The organism is Solidesulfovibrio sp. C21, assembly GCF_047785625.1.
In the GTDB taxonomy this organism is placed as follows: domain Bacteria; phylum Desulfobacterota; class Desulfovibrionia; order Desulfovibrionales; family Desulfovibrionaceae; genus Solidesulfovibrio.
In genome coordinates this window covers 17,390-34,806 of record NZ_JBLODY010000022.1, presented here as the reverse complement: position 1 = coordinate 34,806, position 17,417 = coordinate 17,390, and the positions used below count along the sequence as shown (strand labels likewise).

General features: G+C 65.4%; 14 protein-coding genes. 3 read left to right on the top strand and 11 right to left on the bottom strand.

The genetic code is table 11. The features are described from left to right. Nucleotides 1-124: 124 nt before the first annotated feature. A complete protein-coding gene (locus ACMZ6R_RS08940; protein WP_416110582.1) occupies nt 125-1,951 on the bottom strand; it encodes a radical SAM protein in 1,827 nt (608 codons plus the stop codon). A 494-nt stretch (nt 1,952-2,445) separates the two neighbouring features. On the opposite strand from ACMZ6R_RS08940, the gene ACMZ6R_RS08935 reads away from it, so the two are divergent. Further along, nucleotides 2,446-2,883 (top strand): hypothetical protein, encoded by a 438-nt coding sequence (locus ACMZ6R_RS08935; RefSeq protein ID WP_416110581.1) that lies wholly within the window; start codon nt 2,446-2,448, stop codon nt 2,881-2,883. Between the two features lie 2 nt (nt 2,884-2,885). Then, nucleotides 2,886-3,395 (top strand): hypothetical protein, encoded by a 510-nt coding sequence (locus ACMZ6R_RS08930; protein ID WP_416110580.1) that lies wholly within the window; start codon nt 2,886-2,888, stop codon nt 3,393-3,395. Nucleotides 3,396-3,582: 187 nt separating this feature from the next. On the opposite strand, the gene ACMZ6R_RS08925 is transcribed toward ACMZ6R_RS08930, so the two are convergent. Both ACMZ6R_RS08925 and ACMZ6R_RS08920 read right to left on the bottom strand, forming a co-directional pair. Beyond that, nucleotides 3,583-4,701, bottom strand: a complete 1,119-nt coding sequence (locus tag ACMZ6R_RS08925) for an NADH:flavin oxidoreductase (protein WP_416110579.1) — start codon at nt 4,699-4,701, stop codon at nt 3,583-3,585. Nucleotides 4,702-4,704: 3 nt separating this feature from the next. Further along, nucleotides 4,705-5,079 (bottom strand): hypothetical protein, encoded by a 375-nt coding sequence (locus ACMZ6R_RS08920; RefSeq protein WP_416110578.1) that lies wholly within the window; start codon nt 5,077-5,079, stop codon nt 4,705-4,707. A 151-nt stretch (nt 5,080-5,230) separates the two neighbouring features. On the opposite strand from ACMZ6R_RS08920, the gene ACMZ6R_RS08915 reads away from it, so the two are divergent. Beyond that, entirely contained in the window at nt 5,231-7,309 is a 2,079-nt protein-coding gene (locus ACMZ6R_RS08915; RefSeq protein ID WP_416110577.1) for a hypothetical protein, read from the top strand. A gap of 173 nt (nt 7,310-7,482) precedes the next feature. Here the strand turns inward: ACMZ6R_RS08915 and ACMZ6R_RS08910 are convergent, their stop codons facing one another. From ACMZ6R_RS08910 to ACMZ6R_RS08875, 8 genes are all read right to left on the bottom strand, one after another. After that, the gene (locus ACMZ6R_RS08910; RefSeq protein WP_416110576.1) at nt 7,483-7,980 is read right to left on the bottom strand and encodes a hypothetical protein; all 498 of its coding nucleotides are present in this window, start codon (nt 7,978-7,980) and stop codon (nt 7,483-7,485) included. 608 nt (nt 7,981-8,588) lie between these two features. Continuing rightward, nucleotides 8,589-10,958 (bottom strand): penicillin-binding protein 1A, encoded by a 2,370-nt coding sequence (locus ACMZ6R_RS08905; protein WP_416110575.1) that lies wholly within the window; start codon nt 10,956-10,958, stop codon nt 8,589-8,591. Next, complete coding sequence (locus tag ACMZ6R_RS08900) at nt 10,955-11,557, bottom strand: YkgJ family cysteine cluster protein (RefSeq protein ID WP_416110574.1); 603 nt, start codon at nt 11,555-11,557, stop codon at nt 10,955-10,957. The genes ACMZ6R_RS08905 and ACMZ6R_RS08900 overlap by 4 nt, the downstream gene beginning before the upstream one ends. Before the next feature lie 193 nt (nt 11,558-11,750). Beyond that, nucleotides 11,751-12,020, bottom strand: coding sequence for a hypothetical protein (locus ACMZ6R_RS08895; RefSeq protein WP_416110573.1), 270 nt, complete (start codon nt 12,018-12,020; stop codon nt 11,751-11,753). Beyond that, nucleotides 12,017-12,670 (bottom strand): peroxiredoxin, encoded by a 654-nt coding sequence (locus ACMZ6R_RS08890; protein WP_416110572.1) that lies wholly within the window; start codon nt 12,668-12,670, stop codon nt 12,017-12,019. Before ACMZ6R_RS08890 ends, ACMZ6R_RS08895 begins: the two co-directional genes overlap by 4 nt. A gap of 114 nt (nt 12,671-12,784) precedes the next feature. Beyond that, entirely contained in the window at nt 12,785-15,442 is a 2,658-nt protein-coding gene (locus tag ACMZ6R_RS08885; RefSeq protein WP_416110571.1) for an HD domain-containing protein, read from the bottom strand. Between the two features lie 185 nt (nt 15,443-15,627). Next, a complete protein-coding gene (locus tag ACMZ6R_RS08880) occupies nt 15,628-15,966 on the bottom strand; it encodes a P-II family nitrogen regulator (protein ID WP_416110570.1) in 339 nt (112 codons plus the stop codon). 20 nt (nt 15,967-15,986) lie between these two features. After that, a complete protein-coding gene (locus tag ACMZ6R_RS08875) occupies nt 15,987-17,201 on the bottom strand; it encodes an ammonium transporter (RefSeq protein WP_416110569.1) in 1,215 nt (404 codons plus the stop codon). Between the last annotated feature and the right edge of the window lie 216 nt (nt 17,202-17,417).

Below are 17,417 nucleotides of genomic sequence, written 5' to 3'. Positions count from 1 at the left end.
AGGCCTTGGCCTGCCAAAGCCTTCCCCTGGCTCTCCCGACACGTTCCTCCAACAAATGCCGATGCGTGGCACCCGTGCCGGCAAAAAGTTGAGGAAAGGGAGAGCGCGAGAGGGGAAACCCTTCTTAAAGGTTTTCCCCTCTCGCATTTTCTTCTCTTCTCCCCGCCTTCACGAATCTCCAATCACGGCTCGGCTTGGCGAAGGACCGGTTGATGCTCGCAAGCGGAAAGCTGCGGCCGAAAACGTGGGCATGGTAGGCCGCCGCATCCGCCTCGCCGTCGAAGTGGAAACGCTCCGGGTGCAGCTTGCTGGCGATGAAGCGCAGCCCCAGCACCCACTTGGGCGCGCCGAAGTCGCTCGACGGCACGGGAGCGGTATACACGCGCCCGTCGCGCACGGCGGCCACGTCGTCGAGTCCAAGCTCCCGGCACTCCCGGCAAAAGTCCTCAATGTTGTTCGAGAGAAAAGACGAAATGAAGATCACTTCGGGGTTAAGCTGTTGCAGCGTTGCCGCCGTGATGGAACGGCCCGGCCGGCCATCGAGGTCCAGGGTGGTGTTGAGGCTTTTCCCGCCGGCCACGCCCACGAGATGGTTCTCGAAGCGGTCGCCCTTAAGGCCGAAAAGCGGCTTGCCCATGGCGTAAAAAGTCCGGGGACGCCCGGCGACTTTCACCGCCCCTTCCCGCACCGGCTCGATCATCTCCGTCATGAACTCCACCAGCCCCTCGGCCGCCGGGCCGCGCCCGAGCACGCCGCCGAACTCGCGGATCAGCCGCATGTAGCCGTCGATGGTCTGGATGTCCTTGTGGAGCTGGTGCAGCATGCGCCCCGCCAGCAGATGCTCCCACACGGCGACCACCTCGGCCCGGTCGTCCACGCCCATGGCCAGGCACATGGACTCCACGATCTCGAGCGCCCGGGTGAACGGATAGCCGCCCTGAAAGGCCCCCTCGCGCATGACCGGCGGCTCCGCCGGCCCCCGCATGGCCGCATCGGCCCCGCAGGCGGCGCAACGCACGGATTCGGGCGACACTCCCGGGGCGAGCGTGAGCAGCCGCGCCCCCATGGGGCCGTAGAAGTCGCGCGAAACGATCGGCGCGCCGCACGACGGGCAAACCGTATCCAGGCCGCGTGTGCCGGGAGTGTTGAAGACGTAGGTGAAGGGCAGTGTCCGGCGCAGTTCCCGGGCAAAGGCCTCGGTGTCGGCAATGGCCGGCTCAAGGGCCGGATCGGCGTCTTCGATGGGCACGAAGCGCATCATCTGCAACACCATGTCGGGGGAAATTTCCGCCAGGGTCGCGGCCAGAAGCCGGGTGTCGTCCCGGTTGTCCAGGCGGTCCATGCAGGCGACCTCCACGTGCACGCCCGCCGCGACAAGCGCCCGGATGTTGCGCAGCACCACCTCCGGGTCCGCCCCGCCGCACAGCCTGGACCGCTCGGCACTGATTCCCTTGACGCCGATGTTGATGCAGTCGAGAAGTTCGAGAAACGGTTGCAGGGACGCCTCGGTGAAATAGGCGTTGCTGGCGCAGCCGACCAGAAGCCCCCGCGCCTTGGCCACCCTGGCCACCTCCAGGAAGGTGAAATAGGAAGCCAGCGGGTCGTTCATCAAAAAGGCGATACCCCGGCAGCCCTGCTCCACGGCCATGTCCACCACGGCCTCGGGAGGGATGTGGCGCAGGGCCGGGCTGTCCGGCCGCATCTCCCGGGCCGTGACCGTGGCGATGCAACCGGGGCAATCGAAGTTGCAGCCCACGGTGCTGATCTGGAAAAACGGCGCGCCCGGATGGAAATGGAGCAAGGGGATGGTCTCCACGGAGATGGGGCTGGCGATCAGATAACGGTCCGGATAGCACTCCCCGACGCCGCCGTCCTCCAGCGTATAGCGGCCGCAAAGGCCCGTTTTTCCCGGTTCGAGGATACAGCCGCGTTCGCAAATGGGGCACCGCATGGGTCAGGCTCCTGGCTTGGCGTTTTGGATGGAAGCCTGGAGTATAGGCTTGGCGCGGCGGCCCGGGCAATTTGACACTGTTCCAATTTAACTCTTTATAACAATAGGATAGAATATTCTCCCCAAGGAAGGACCGTCACGAAAGTTTTAAAAATCCGGTTGCCGCTCCTGGCGCCCGCTTTCGGCCCTGTCCGCGCCCGTGCGAAAAGCGTCCGGCCGTCCGACAAATCCCCGAGAGCTTCCGGCCGGTTGGCGCGCGGCCTGTCCGGCCGCGGATGCCGGCGGGAACGCCGGCTTGACGCCGGCCGGGCTTTGGCCTAGCAGGACAAATGGATGCCCGCTTGGGTCGCCGGGGAGCGCCGCTCCCACCGGCCGGCGACGGGCACACAGCCGCATGAGTGCAGTCACGAGTACGCGACAACGCCTTTTTCCTTCCGCCCGGCACGCGGCCCTCAAAAGCCCGGGCCGATTCCCGGACGCCCTTATTTTCCGCCATGCCGCCTAATCCCGCCCAGACGTCGTTGATCTATGTCTCCTTTTCCGTGGTCGCCCTGTACGGCCCGGCGCTCCTTTTAACCTTTCTGGCCTACCGTTATCTGCTCGGCCGCAAATCCCGGCTGGAGCGGCGACTGGAAAAACACAGCCGCATCCGGGAAAACATCGCGACCAGGGGCCAAAAAGCACGGGCCAAGCTGGCGCTTCGCCATCAGCGCCGCAACATCCGCGAAATGGCGGTCATCGTGCGCGAACAGCTCGAGGCCAACAAACGCAAAATGACGCCCTACATGCACCAGCGCACGTCGGTTTTCATCGAAAAGGCGGTCACGGATGTCGACTTCGACCGGCTCGCGGCGCTGCACCACTTTTTCGCCAGTGCGGGCGCCTCGGACACGCCGCCGGTGATGGAACTTTTCTTCGAACAAACGAGGTAACCATGTCGATACCCGAGAACATCGCCAAGGCCATCACCCGGCTTTGCTACTCCGTCCGGAGCGAGGCGGCCGAGTGGCACAAGGAAAACCAGCCCGAACTCGACCGGCTCAAGGAAGAAAAGCTCGTGGCCGCGGCGGAACTCAAAAAACGCCTGGAGCTCATGGAAATCCGCTTTAAGGAAGAGTGCCGCCGAACGCGCATGGAAGAGGAGCGGCAAACCGAGCAGTTCGCCGAATTCCTGGAGAGCATCGACGAGATGAAGGCCAACATGCTGGAATACTACGGCAGCATGCCCAAGCCCATTGCGCTGATGATCCACCACCACGCGGCGGAACTCCTCAAACAGGCCTGGCACAGCCCCGACGCCCGGGAGCGCTTCCAAATGCAGACGCGCTTCACCAACCTCATGCTCACCATTACCGAAGACCTGACGGAACTCTCGGCCGCCGGCGGCCATAAAGCCCTGCCCGAAAAAACCATCGCCTTCATCCAGAATAAGAACGAAGAATAGGAAGAGGCAAGAAGAAGAGGTGCGAGAGGGGAAACCCTTTAAAAAGGGTTCTCCCCTCTCGCGCTCTCCCCTTCCTAAATTTTTTAACTTTTACGAGTTGTTGGCGGGCAACATCCCATCACCGTGAAAAGTCTTGGGAAGGGGGTCTGGGGGGAACCTTTCTACAGAAAGGTTCCCCCCAGTCTCATTACGACGCCCTGCGTCGCTTCTCCCGGATCTCGGTCAGGCAGGAGACGCCTTCGCCCCGGCGCAGGGGCACGAAGCAGGCGTTGTCGCTGACGCAGGCGGAGGGGGCGGCATCGCCGGACTGCCAGCGTGCGATAAGGCCCGGCTCGCGGATCAGCGGCCGGGACAGGGCGACCATGTCGGCCGTGCCCGAGGCGACGATATCTTGGGCGGTTTCCAGGCTGCGTATGCCGCCGACCAGGATAAGCGGGATGCCGATCCTCTGGGCTTTGAGCGCGGCAGCCTGTTCCCGGTAATAGGCCTCGCCGTCGGGGATGGCGAGCTTTCCCGGCCGCACGGGCGCCAGTTTGCCCGAATCCAGCGTGCCGCCGGAAAGTTCCACCGCGTCCGCGCCGGCGGCCTCGAGCCAGGAAACGACCTGTCGGCCTTCCTCGGCCGTCATGCCGCCCTCGATGAAATCCTCGCAGTTGATCTTGACCAGTACCGGGTAACTGTTGCCGATCCGGCCCCGAATGGCGCCTATGGTTTCGAGCAGAAGCCTGGCCCGGTTGGCCAGAGCGCCGCCGTAGGCCCCCAGGCGGCGGTTGGTGCGCGGGGAGAGAAACTGGCTGACGCCGTAGCCGTGGGCGGCGTGAATCTGCACACCGTCGGCCCCGGCGTCGCGGCACAGCGCGGCGGCCGCGCCGAAAGCGGCCTCGAACCGGGCCAGATCCTCGGCGCTCATGGCCAGGCACGGCGGCGCGTCCGGGTCCTCGGGCTGCGAAGGCCCGACCGCCGGCTCGCCGGACAGGGTCGGATCGGCCCGGCAGCCGGCGTGGGCAAGCTGGACCACGAACCGGCCGCCATGGGCATGCACGGCCCTGGCCAGCCTAGCCACTCCCGCTTCCATCTCCGGCCTGTGGACGCCAAGCTGGCCGACGCCGGCCTGTCCCCGCTTCTCCACGTAGGCATGGCCCGAGATGACGAGCCCCACCCCGCCGATGGCCAGGGCTTTGAGCGTTGCCTCGAGCCTGTCCGTGACCGTGCCGTCGGGAGCGGCCATGCCCTCGGCCGTGGCCGAACGCACGAAACGGTTCTTGACCCGCATGCCGTTGATCACGATGGGATCGAAAACGCCCATGGTTTACGCCGCCTCGAAACGATCCAGGAACCGTTCCAGATCATTGGGGTCGCCGTCCTGGTAGTCCTCGGGATAGAGCAGCGCGCCCATGAAGAAAATGCTCTCGAGGGACAGGGCCATGCCGGCCCGCCGGGCGAAATCCTCGAGCCCCGCGGCAAAGGCGGCCGCGCCATCCGCGTCGGAGGCGGACAGGATGTCGGCAACTTCCCCGGGCAAACCTTCGAGGGTCAGGCATTTGTCGGTCAGATGCTTCCGGTGACCGGCGGTGTCGCCCGCCTCATGAAGGACCCTGCCGGCCTCGGCTTCCAGGCGGCGTATCGCATCGGCCGATTGCCGGACCCTGTCCAGGGCCGCCTGGGGAACCTTGGATTTTCCCATTTTTCCTCCCGTGTTGCGACAGACGGTATCATACCTGCCAATCCCGTGCATAACAAAACAGTCCTGCCAGGCCAAGCGGCTCCCTCGGTCAAGGCCCCTTGACGGCCGCCCCGACCAGACGCTAGGAGTTGTTCAAGGAAAAAAGGTGGTTATGCAACACAGCGATTTCCCTGGCGATTCCCTGCCCAGGCTCGATCCGGCCAGCCCGCGCCCCCGGCTCCCGTCCGCCCCGGCGCTGTCCGGCCCGGCCCGGCTGTGTTTCGACCAGGGGGATTACGAACTGCTGGGACTCGTCGCCGATGTCTGGTCCCGGCGGGATTCCCCGGGACTGCGGGGATTGCTCGCCCCGTACCTGCATCCCCATGGCATCAAGGAAATGGCCGCCCCGCGCACCATGCGCCTGGCCTACGCCATCATGGACCTTTCCGATGTGCTGCGCCTGCTTTTCGCCTGCCGGGGCGCGATCACGCATCTCGAGGTCTTCAACCTCCGGGTGTTCGAAACGGAAAAACGCGACGCGGCCGATACGTTGGAGCTTCTGGCCATCCTCAACGCCGGCGATGCCGTGGGGCTCAAGGAACGCATCACCCGGGCGGCCGAGCTGGCCGAGGCGGCCGGAGATACGGCAACGGCCGCGCGGCTGCGGGAGTTGCGCCCGGAGGTGGGGGAGGTCACGGCCGCCTACCGCCTCTCCCCCCTTGACGTGCGCATGGGTTCGGATTCCTCGGGCCGTTCCACCCGTTGCCACGGCATGGGGCTGGCCGTGGCCGACACCCTGCCCCACCGCACCCGGGCCCATCTAGCCGCCCGGGCCAAAAAACCGGGCGACAGCCTGCGCCGGGTCATTCCCGTGGGCTTGGCCGTCTCGCCGCGCCTTCGCGCCCTGCCCGACGACTGCCCGCCGGGACCGGTCACCAGGATGCTACGCCGCCTTGGCGAATGGCCAGCCCTGCGCCTTGGCGGCTACCGCTGGCGACTATCGTGGCTGGTGGGCCGCGCCTTCAAGGCGACCGGAAAAACCGCCAACATCCATACCCTGGGCGGCATGCAGCCAAGCGCCGCCGAGCGCTTTCTGCAAGCGGCCGCCGATGCCCGGCCCATGCGGTTTCGGGAGCGCTACGCCAACGGCACGCTCAAAAACGCCGTGAAAATCGGCATCGGCTTCGCCGTGGCCGCCGCGTCCTTCGCCAGCACCCATTCGTGGTGGGTCCTGGCCTATGGCGGCCCGTTCATCTGGTTCGGCATAACGGGACTGCGCAACCTGCTCCAGACGGCTTTCGGCTGCGGCGGGCTGCGGCGAAGCCCGCTTTTGCGCTGGGAAGACTACGTCAGCATCGACCGCATCGCGGACTCGCTTTTTTTCACCGGTTTTTCCGTACCGCTGCTCGACGTCCTGGTGCGCTCGATCATCCTCGGCCACGGGTTCGGCATCACCACCACGACCAACCCGACCACCCTTTTCACCATCATGGCCGTGGCCAACGGATTGTACCTGGCCAGCCACAATCTCTTCCGGGGGCTGCCCCGGACGGCGGCCCTGGGCAACCTGTTTCGGTCGGTGCTCTCCATCCCGCTGGCCGTGGGCATCAATTTCCTCCTGGCCTGGGCCTTGCGGCAGGCCGGCGCGGCCTCGCCCGAGGCGCTCCTGGACCCCTTCGCGGCCATCGTGTCCAAGTTCGCTTCGGACTGCGTGGCCGCCGTCATCGAGGGGCTGGCCGACCGGGGCCACTATCTGCGCCTGCGGGCCCGCGACTACCGGGAAAAATTCCGCCAGCTCCGGGAGGCGCAGACGCGGCTCGAACTGCTCCATCCCGACGCCGATGCGGCGAGCCTGCTTGAGTCGCCCAAACGATTCCTTTCCGGCCTGGAATCGCACCCGGGCGGGCTGCAAGCCATCTTCATCGCCAATGGTTTGGATTTTCTCTATTTCTGGATGTATCAGCCCCACGCCCGCACGGTCATGGCCCGGGCGCTTCGCGCCATGTCGCTGCGGGAGCGCCGGGTGTTTCTGCTGTCGCAGTACGTGCTGTTGCGGGAAAAGGAGATCAGCCGCCTTTTTATCGACGGCCTGGTGGGAAAGACGTTCGTGCCGGCCCTGGCCTTCTATTTAAGCAACGCCCGGCGCTACCTGGAGGATATCCAGCGTCTCGCCATGCGCCTGCCGCCGGCCGAGACGCAAAGCCTGGAAAACACGCTGTTCAGCCACGACGCGCCGTCGCGCGACCTGTAGCCGCATCCCTTGAAAATACGCGCGTATTTTTAAGAAAAAATCAAGCATTTGAAATTGTTCTCTTCGGAAGTCGTCGCTTTGGCTTTCGAGAAAGAGTGGCAGGCGCCATCCCCGCCTCCCGCCGCCGCATTTCCGAAATGTTCCGGCGGCGGGAGGCCACGGTGTGCGATGGCCTAGGCTTCGGAAGAGCCCACGCCGGAAAGCGCGCCGGAAATGATGTGGTCGACGTTATCCATGGGGTTGCCGCCGCCTTGCTGGGCGGCGTACTTCATGGCTGCCTGGCCCTGGGCACCGGAAGCGTTGCTCGGCGGCTCGGAGGGACTCAGCGAGGACATATTGCCCGACTTGGCGGCCTGGGCGAACTTGCCGGCCATATCGCTGTACATGCCGGCGGCCTTGGAATCCGTGGAATTCTTGGCCGCATCGGACAGACTGTCCGAAATCTTCTGCGCCACTTCCTTGAACTTGTCCGGATCGGAACTTTGCAGATCCTTGAGCTTCTGCATCATTTCCGCACCGTTGGATAAATTCTTGTCGTCACCCTGAACGCTGGTGCTCCCGGCGGCGTCCGAGCCCGAAGCGGAATTCACGGTGGAGGACTTGCTCGAGCTGGTCAGCGTACCCAGGGTATTGGTGCTGCCGTAACTGAGGCTGATGAGATCAGAGGACATGGCGTTTCTCCTTTGGTTTTGTGCAACCTTGCCTGCGGGACTTATCGGCCGAGGGACAAAGGAGTTTAGAGGAAAAATAAAATATCTCGGCGTAACCTTTTCATTAACATTGCGTCAGATCAAAACGATTCCCCAAAACGCCCCGAAATACTTCTGCGATACAAGCGCGTGGTCACCCATAAACCACTCTATCTTTCCGAGTGTGGTTGAACAACGCCTCTGTTTTTCCATCCCTTTCACAGGCGCAATAGTATCCATGAGGCGTCACATAAAAGACAATTTTCTCCCTAATCTCCCACAACTGCTTCCATAATCGCTCCGAGACCTCCGTCTCCCCCGCCCTCCCGCAAAAGTCCGGACCCACATTCCCCAAAAACCGTCTTGGACCAAACCGTGTCCCGCGACCGGACAGGCCCCAAAAAACCGTCGCCCGGCTGCCAAATGCGGCCGGGCGACGGTGGGATACTCTCTGTTCGGAAGAAGACGGCAACCGCGGCGGCCCCAAAAAAGCGGACGCCTTGTCCCCGCGCCAGGAAGCCGGAGGGAGGGATGGGCTGCGGGAAAACGCGCGCGCCCGGGCCAGGGAAAACGGCCGTGGGCGCGCGCGATCAGAACATCTGTTTGAGCAGGTCCTCGCCCTTGCCGAGTGGCGCGTTGGGGTCGGTGAAAAAGGCCTTCTCCTGCTCCTCGTCCATGATGGCCATGGAGCCGCGTTCGGTGCCTTCCTTAAAGGGCATGGGCACCCCGTCCACGTTGGCCATGACGATGCCCGGGGGCCGGGAGAAGTCCTCGACCGGATAATCGTTCTCCACGGCCTCGCGGTAGGCCAGCCAGATGGGCAGCGCCGCCCGTCCGCCGGTCTCGCCCTTGCCCATGGGCTTGGGCTGGTCGAAGCCGACATAGCAGCCGGTCAGCAGATACGGCGAGAACCCCATGAACCAGGCATCCTGGAAGTCGTTGGTGGTGCCGGTCTTGCCGGCGATGGGCCGTCCCAGAACCTTGACCCGCGTGGCCGTGCCGGCCCGCACCACCTCTTTCAGCATACAGTCCATGATGTAGGCGGTCTGGGGCGTGAGCACCTGCTTGATCTCGGGCTTGTTGACGTAGAGTTCCTCGCCCCAGGGGCTCTTGACGTCCAGGACGAAGCGCGGGGTGATGGTCGAGCCGTCGCGGGCAAAGGCCGAATAGGCGTGGATCATGTCCAACAGGTTGACGGCGACAGCCCCCAGGCTCACCGGCAGGTACGGCACGAATTCACCGCGCAGGCCGAGTTCCTGGGCCCGGGCGATGATCTTCTTCATGCCCACCTGCTGGGCCACCCGCACCGTGACGAGGTTTTTCGACTTGGACAGCGCGGCCCGCAGCGTCATGGGCCCGGCATAGCTGCCCTCGTAGTTGCCCGGCGACCAGACCTGGCCGCTCCAGGGATCGCGGGAGGAAAAAGGCGCGTCCATGACCACCGTGGCAGGGGTCATGCCGTTGTCCATGGCCGCGGAATAGACGATGGGCTTAAACGACGATCCGGGCTGGCGAAACGACTGGGTGGCCCGGTTGAACTGGCTTTTTTCGAAGGAGAAACCGCCGACGCAGGCCAGCACCTCGCCCGTGCGCGGGTCCATGGACACAATGGCCCCCTCGATGCGCGGTTCGAGCTGCATGGCCAGCTTCCACATGGGCCGGGCGGACGGGGCCGGGGTGGATTTCTTCGCTTCGGCGGCCTTGCCCTTTTTGTCCTTGGGGGCCGGGGCCTCGGCCTCCTCCTTGCGGGCTCCGGTTTTCTCCGGCTCGGCCAGCACCGAGGCCCAGATGAGGTCGCCGACCTCCACCCGGCCCTTGGCCCAGCCGATCTCGCCGGCCGGGATAAAGCCGTACTTGTCGCCGAAACGCACGGTCAGTCCCTGGGCGCCGGCCTCCGTGACCAGGGCCTTGAGCCAGCGGCCCGGGGTCAAAAGCGCTGACGGCACGTTGCTGTGGGCCAGAAAATCCGCGTACTTGTCCTTGTCGAGTTTCTCCAGGGTCGGCTTGTAGCCCCGGCGTTTCTCCGAGGCGACCAGCCCCTCGCGCAGGGCCCGCTCGGCCGCCTCCTGGTGCTTGAGGTCCACGGCCGTGTGCACGTGCAGGCCGCCGTTGTAGACCTGATCCTCGCCGAAACGGGTGATAAGCTCCCGGCGCACCTCTTCCAGGTAAAACGGGGCCACCTCCCAGGACGGGTCGGGCATGCTTTTAAACACCAGCGGCTCGGCCACGGCCTGATCGTGCTGGGCCTGGGTGATCCAGCCCTGGGCCAGCATGCGTCCGAGCACGTACTTCTGGCGGTTCTTGGCCGCCTGGAAATCCCGAAAAGGGCTGTAACGGGTGGGGGCCTGGGGCAGACCGGCCAGAAGCGCGGCCTGGGCCAGGGTCAGGTCGCCGACGTGGACGCCGAAGTAGGTCCGGGCCGCCGCCTCCACGCCATAGGCCCGGGAGCCCAGGTAGATCTGGTTGAGGTAGATGGTGAGGATCTCGTCCTTGGTCAGGTACTTTTCCAGGCGGTAGGCCAGGATGGCTTCCTTGATCTTGCGCTTGTAGCTTTTTTCCGAAGAGAGAAGCAGCCGCTTGATGACCTGCTGGGTGATGGTGGAACCGCCCTGCCGGATGCCGCCGCGCTGGAGGTTCTTGATCATGGCCCGCACGATGGCCGAAAGGTCCACGCCCTCGTGCTGGTAAAAGGTGGCGTCCTCGGCGGCCAAAAAGGCCTTGGGCAAAAATTCGGGCATCTCCGAAAGCGTCACCAGAAAGCGCTTTTCGGAATAGAGGTAGCCGAGCACCTTGCCCCCGCGGGTATAGATGGTCGTCACCAGCGGCGGGCGGTAGTCGGTGATTTTGCGAAAGCTCGGCAGATCGCTCGAAGCCCAGTAATACAGGCCGATCAAGCCGGCGGCACCGGAAACGGCGCCAACGAACAACAACAGAACAAGCAATATGAGGAATTTTTTCACGTACCAAATCTCGCTGGGGCGGGAGTGACCGCGGGCATGCCTTCCCGAGGAGGGAGCCCCCAGGCCAGCCGCAGTCGGCCGTGGAGATCGCGGACCTGCCCCTCGGTCGCCAGAAGAAGCGCAAGCATCCCGGCGACGGTGCGGCCCTGGCGGTGGACGAGGCAACCGGCGGCGGCAAAGGCCGTGACCCGTCCGTCGGTCATCCAGAAGGGGAAGAGGCGGCAATAATACGGCCGGGCCTCCCTTGGCAAGCAGCATCCGTCGTCCCGCAAAAACACGCAGTGCCCCCCGGGCGTGACCGACAGGCGCAGGTGCCGTCCCCATTCCGGGAAAAGGCTTTCGACCAGCTTGCCCTCACGGGGAAAAAGCCGGCGCATACAGGAGACAAACGCCCCGGAATTGGCTTCCGGCGTGAACGCCCCAAGCGAAAGGCCCACATGCTCGGCAATGCGGTGGCGCTCCATCTCGGAAATGGGGAAGCACAAATCCTCATGTCCGGGCGTGAGCGTACAGCAGGTGGGACCGGCTGCGGCGCATTGGCGGCAGTTTTCCGGGTTGGACGGCGCGGGGATCTCCCCGGGCCGGGAAAAGGCGTTCACGGCAACCTCCAGAGGCGCTTGGCCGTCGCCGGACGGCAGACGGCCGGCGCATCGATACTGGACACCATAATACCGCCAAACGCGACCGTAAAGGCCGAGCCGGTACAGCGGACGCCTTCCTTTTCGGGCAAAGAGGCGGGATAAGACGTGTCGCACCCCGAAATCCGCCGGCAGGCGTTTTCAGGGCGCGGCCCTAGCGCGGCAGCTTGTCCCGCGCCAGGTCGGTCAGGGCCAGCCGGCCCTCGACATCCACGAGCAGTCCCAGATTGACCATATCGCGCACCATGGGCACGACCTGGGAAAAATGGCGCACCAAGGCCCGGCTGATATCCTCCTCGGTCGCCGGCGGATCGCAGACGCGCAGGATATCCTTGGCCGTCTGGGTCAGTCCTCCGTCGGGTTTGATGGCGGCGACGCTCTCATCGGCGTCTATGCGTTCGTCTAGATTGTCCTCGGACGTCATGCCGTCTCCTTTTTGCAAAAATACCAATCCGGGCAGCCCGGCCCAGCCGCCTTCACCCGCTCCTCGGCCATGGCCTTGGTGCGTGGTGGCGGGGCGAGCACCGCCTCGCCCGGTTTCCAGCCGGCCGGGGTGGCGACGCCGTGGGCGTCGGTCGTCTGCAGGGCCGCGACCAGCCGCACGATCTCGTCCACGTTGCGGCCGGTGGTCATGGGGTAGGCAAAGTGGGCCCGCACGATCTGGCGGTCGTCGATGACGAAGGTCACGCGCGAGGGCTCGTTTGGCGACTCGGCGGGCATGTGCATGCCGTAGCGCCGCGCCACCACGCCGGTGGTGTCCGCGCCCAGAGGGAAATCGACGGTGACCGAAAACCGCGATTCCAGGGAGCGCACCCAGGCGATGTGGGAAAAGATGGAATCCACGGACAGCCCGAGCAGTTCGCAGCCGCTGGCGCGCAATGTCTCGCGCACCCCGGCGAAGGCGATGATCTCGGTGGCGCACACCGGGGTGAAATCCGCCGGATGGGAAAAAAGCACCAACCAGCTTCCCCGGAAGTCTTCCAGACGCAGGATGCCCTGGGTGGTTTCGATCTCGAAATCCGGGGCGGGCTCCCCGAGGCGCGGAGAACAGGGCAGGGCTTCACTGTCGCTCATACGGGCTCCTTGACGGTCGCGGATAGCTGCCGCGACACGGCGTAGATGCCCAAGGTATCGCCGGATACAAGGCCGGCGTCAAGCGCCGGAGCGCCGCGCACGGGGCCTCCGGTCTCAGCTCAGGCCGCCCAAATCGTCGGCCAGCCGATGCAACAGCGCGGCCTTGATCTCCGCCGCCTGCTCCGGGTCCTCCACCCTTCTGCCGTCGGGGCCGCGCACGTAAAACACGTCGCGCACCCGACCGGCCGGGGTCACCACCTTGGCCAGATGCGTCTCCAGGCGCAGCTCGTAGAGCGTGCGGGCGATGTCGTAGAGCAGCCCCACCCGATCGTCGCAAGTCACCTCCACCACGGTGTAGAGATCCGAGGCCCGGTCGTCGAGCACCACCTCGGGCGGGGTTCGCGGACGGTTGGCGACCGGCGGGTAGAGGAACGATTCCCGTTTTTTGGCCAGCCGGTAGGCGAGAAAGAGCTTGCCCGAAAGCGCATAGTGCACGGCCCGGGCGACCCGGGCGAAGACCTCGTCGGCATAGAGCACGTCCGGCGGATTGGCGGTGCGAAGCGACAGGATCGTCACCCCGCCCTCCCAGGCGAACACGTCGGCGTCGCGGATGGACAGGTCGTAGAGGGCCAGCGCCCCGCACACTGTGGCGAAAAGGGCGCGCACGCCCCGGGCCGCCACGGTCAGCCGAAAGCCGTCGGCCTCGGGCAAGGCCTCGTGGCGCAAAACGGCCACGTCCCGGCCCCGGCGGGCCGACCGGGCGCTCGGGCGCATGCGCCTGTCCTCGACCTCGGCCGCGTCCAGTTCCTTGAGCAAGGCCAGATGGGACAGGATCGTCTCGGGCGATTCCACCACCAGATAGCGCGGCGGCATGGCCAAAAGCGCCCGCTCCAGGGCCTCGGGCTCCATACCCCCGCCGGCCAGCTCACGCACGCGTTCCCGCGTCGCCAGCATGATTTTGACGTCGCCGGCGTCGAAAAGGCGGCCCTGCTCGATAGCGGCGCGGACCTTGTCATAGAGCTCGAAAATGAGCGATTCCTTCCAGCCGGTCCAGGCCTGGGGCCCGGTGGCCTGGCCGTCGCAGCGGGCGATGAGCGTCAGCATGTCGAGCGTTTCCACCGTGGCCACCCGGGCCGCCACCCCGGCCACCACGTCCCGGTCGGCCAGATCGCGCCCGGTGGCCGTTTCCGGCAACAGCAAATGCTCGCGCACGAGCCCGGCCACGGCATGGCGCACCTCCGGCGGCGCGGCGAGTCGGACCAGCATGGCCTCGGCCAGCTGCGCCCCTTTTTCCGCATGGCCTCCGCCCAGGCCCTTGCCCACGTCGTGGAGCAAAAGCCCCCAGAAGACCAGCTCCGGCCGGGGCAGGCCGGCCAGAAGCGCCTTGTAGCGCGACGATTTCCCGGCCCGGATGCCGGCCAGAAGCCGCACCGCCTCCAGGGTGTGCCGGCCCACGGGGTGCACGTGGTAGATGTCGAAGGCGACGATGTCCTCGACCCGGGTGAATTCCGGCAGCGCGGCCCGCAAAAGCCCGGTGCCCATGACCGCGTCCATGGCCGTGCCGGTGGCGTCGACCTGCATGACCGCGCCAAGGCCCTCGTAAAGCCGCCGCCCGGAAAGCGGGGACACCCCGGCCAGCCGGGCGTAGGCTTCGGCCATGCCCCCCATCCGGCGCAGCGTCTCGTGGGAGGGCGCCCGGCCCGTCCGGGCACAGGCCAGCAGCAGGTCGAAAAGCCCCTCCATGGCCGCCTCGTCGGAGAGTCCCGGCGCAAAGCGCAGGCCCTCCGGGGCGAGCTCCACGCCGTTGCCCAGTGTCTTGGCCGGCGCGCCGAGATCGAGCGCCCCGAGCGCTCCGGCCAAAAGCGGCCAGGCGGAAAGGCGCAGGGCCTTGATGTCGGCCATGCGGCGCAACAGCTTTGCCAAAAACCGCTCCACCCCGGCCCGGTCGCCGCGCGGCCCAAAGCCCATGGCCTCGGCCACGCGCTCCTGGAACTCGAAATACAGCTTGTCGTTTTTGCGGCCGCACAGGCGGTGCAGATGCATCCGGGCGGTCAGGACGAAATGGAAATCCTCGGCCAGGGCGGCCAGTTCCGGGGCCAGGAGCCCGGCATCGCGTTCGCGCCCGGCGTCCAGGGCCAGAAGCCAGCGCACCTGATGCACGGCGCGCAGTCCGCCCAGGCCGTTTTTGAGGTTGGGTTCGAGCATGGCCCCGGCGTCGCCGTAGGACGCCTTGCGCTCCTTGTTGTCCGCATCGAGCCACAGGGCGAAATCGGCGGCCCGGTCCGGAAACACGTCGGCGGCCAGCCGGGCGGCCAGGCCCTCGTGCACGCCGGCGTCGCCGGCAATGAACCGGGCGTCGAGCAGCGACGCCAGCACTTGCTGGTCCGTCCGGGCCAACTCCAGGCACTGGGCCATGGTGCGCACGCCATGGCCCAGGTCCACGCCCAGGTCCCACAGCGGAAAAAAAAGAAACCGCGCCAGTTCCGGCGCGTCGGCCGGGCACTCGCCGCCGAAGACCACCAGCACGTCGATGTCCGAAGCCGGGCACAGTTCCCGCCGGCCGTAGCCGCCCACGGCCACCAGGGCAAAGGCCGCCCGGCCGGCGGCCGACGCCTCGTACTCGGTCAGACGTTCGCGGAAATAGCGGTCAAAGACGTCGGCCAGGGCCGCGACGTAGGGCACGTCCACCTGACCTTCGGCCAGGGCCGTGTCCAGAAGGGCCTTGCCTTCGACAAGCAGGGCCGCGCTCGGCGGTTTTTCCTGTAGGGACATGGATGCTTCTGGGGAGATCATACACGAGGCAGGGAAAATTTTGGCAACCTCTTTATCCTTCTCTTGAACGATAAGGCGGCATCCCTCTTTTTCCCCACCCCATTAAAAAATTTAGGAAAGGGAGAGCGCGAGAGGGGAGAACCCTTTGCAAAGGGTTTCCCCTCTCGCACTTCTTCCTCTTTTCCTTAAATAGCCGCGTTGCCGGTCTCGCCGGTGCGGATGCGGATGACCTCATCGATGCTGGAAACGAAGATCTTGCCGTCGCCGACCTCGCCGGTCTGGGCGGCGGCCTTGATGGTGGCGATGACCTCGACGGCCATGGCGTCCTCCACCACCACCTCCATCTTGACCTTGGGCACGAAATCCACCTGGTACTCGGCCCCACGGTAGACCTCGGTATGGCCGCGCTGACGGCCGAAGCCCTTGACCTCGGAGATGGTCATGCCCTTGATGCCGATGCCGGTGAGCTTTTCCTTGATCTCATCGATCTTGTAAGGCCGCGTGATGACTTCGATTTTTTTCATGGCGCATGTACTCCCCCGCGTTAGAGCTGGTAGCCGACTTCACTGTGCTGGCTGACGTCGAGGCCCTTGGTCTCGTCGTCCAGGCTTACCCGAATACCGACCATCAAGTCCACGACCTTAAACAGGATCAGCGACATGACAAAGCAGTAGGCCCAGGTGGCGACCACCGAGACGAACTGAATCCACAGCTGTCCGGCGTTGCCGTAGAAAAGGCCGTTGGCCCCGGCGCTGTTGACGGCCGTGGTGGCGAAAAGGCCGGTGGCCAGCGCGCCGAAGGTGCCGCCCAGACCATGGATGCCCACGACATCCAGGGCGTCGTCGTACTTGAGCCGGCTTTTTATAAGCACGCCGCCGTAGCACAGCGCGCCGGCGACAAGGCCCATGAGGATGGCCGGCATGGGCTCGACGAAGCCCGCCGCCGGGGTGATGGCGACAAGGCCCGCCACCGCGCCGGAAGCCATGCCGAGGGTGGTCGGCTTGCCGCGATGGAGCCACTCCACCACGATCCAGCTCACGGCCGCGGCCGCAGCGGCAAGATGCGTGGTGACGAAGGCCGAGGCGGCCAGACCGTTGGCGGCCAGGGCGCTGCCGGCGTTGAACCCGAACCAGCCGAACCACAAAAGCCCCGCGCCAAGGATGGTCAGCGGCAGGTTGTGGGGAATAAACGCCTGTTTGCCGTAGCCGTGCCGCGGGCCCAGGTACAGGGCCGCGGCCAGGGCGGAGGCGCCGGAACTCATGTGGACCACCGCGCCGCCGGCGAAATCGAGGGCCCCCATCTTGGCCATCCAGCCGCCGCCCCAGACCCAGTGAGCCATGGGCGAATAGACCACGATCATCCACAGGCAGGTGAAGACGAGAAAACCGGAAAACTTGATGCGCTCGGCAAACGCGCCGGTAATCAGCGCCGGCGTGATCACCGCGAACATGCACTGGAAGATCATGAAGGCCAGGTGCGGGATGTTGTCCACGCCCGGCTTGGCGGCGGCGCCGACCCCGCGCAGGAACACGTAGTCGAGATTGCCGATCAGCCCGCCGATATCGCCGCCGAAGGCCAGGCTGTAGCCGACGATGGCCCAGATGATGGTGACGGTGCCAAGCAGGATGTTGGAGTGCATGAGCGTACCGAGGATGTTTTTGCCTCGGACCATGCCGCCATAAAAAAGTGCCAGCCCCGGGGTCATGAGCATGACCAGGGCCGCCGAAATGAGCACGAAAGCGGTGTCCGCCGCGTTCATGGGTTCCCCCTCTCGTAACGTTTTTGTGTACCAAGCCCCAGACGACGCCGGATCTCCATCCGTCCCGGGGCAGACAAGGCCGGACCTCTCTCCACAAGGAGCCGACGCGCTCCGCAGGCGGCACGGCGTTCTTCCCACTAGTGTGAAGTTGACATTTTTGCAACTCCAAAAAAACCTTGTTCCGGCTGCTCGAATCGCCATGCGGCCCTGGCAAGA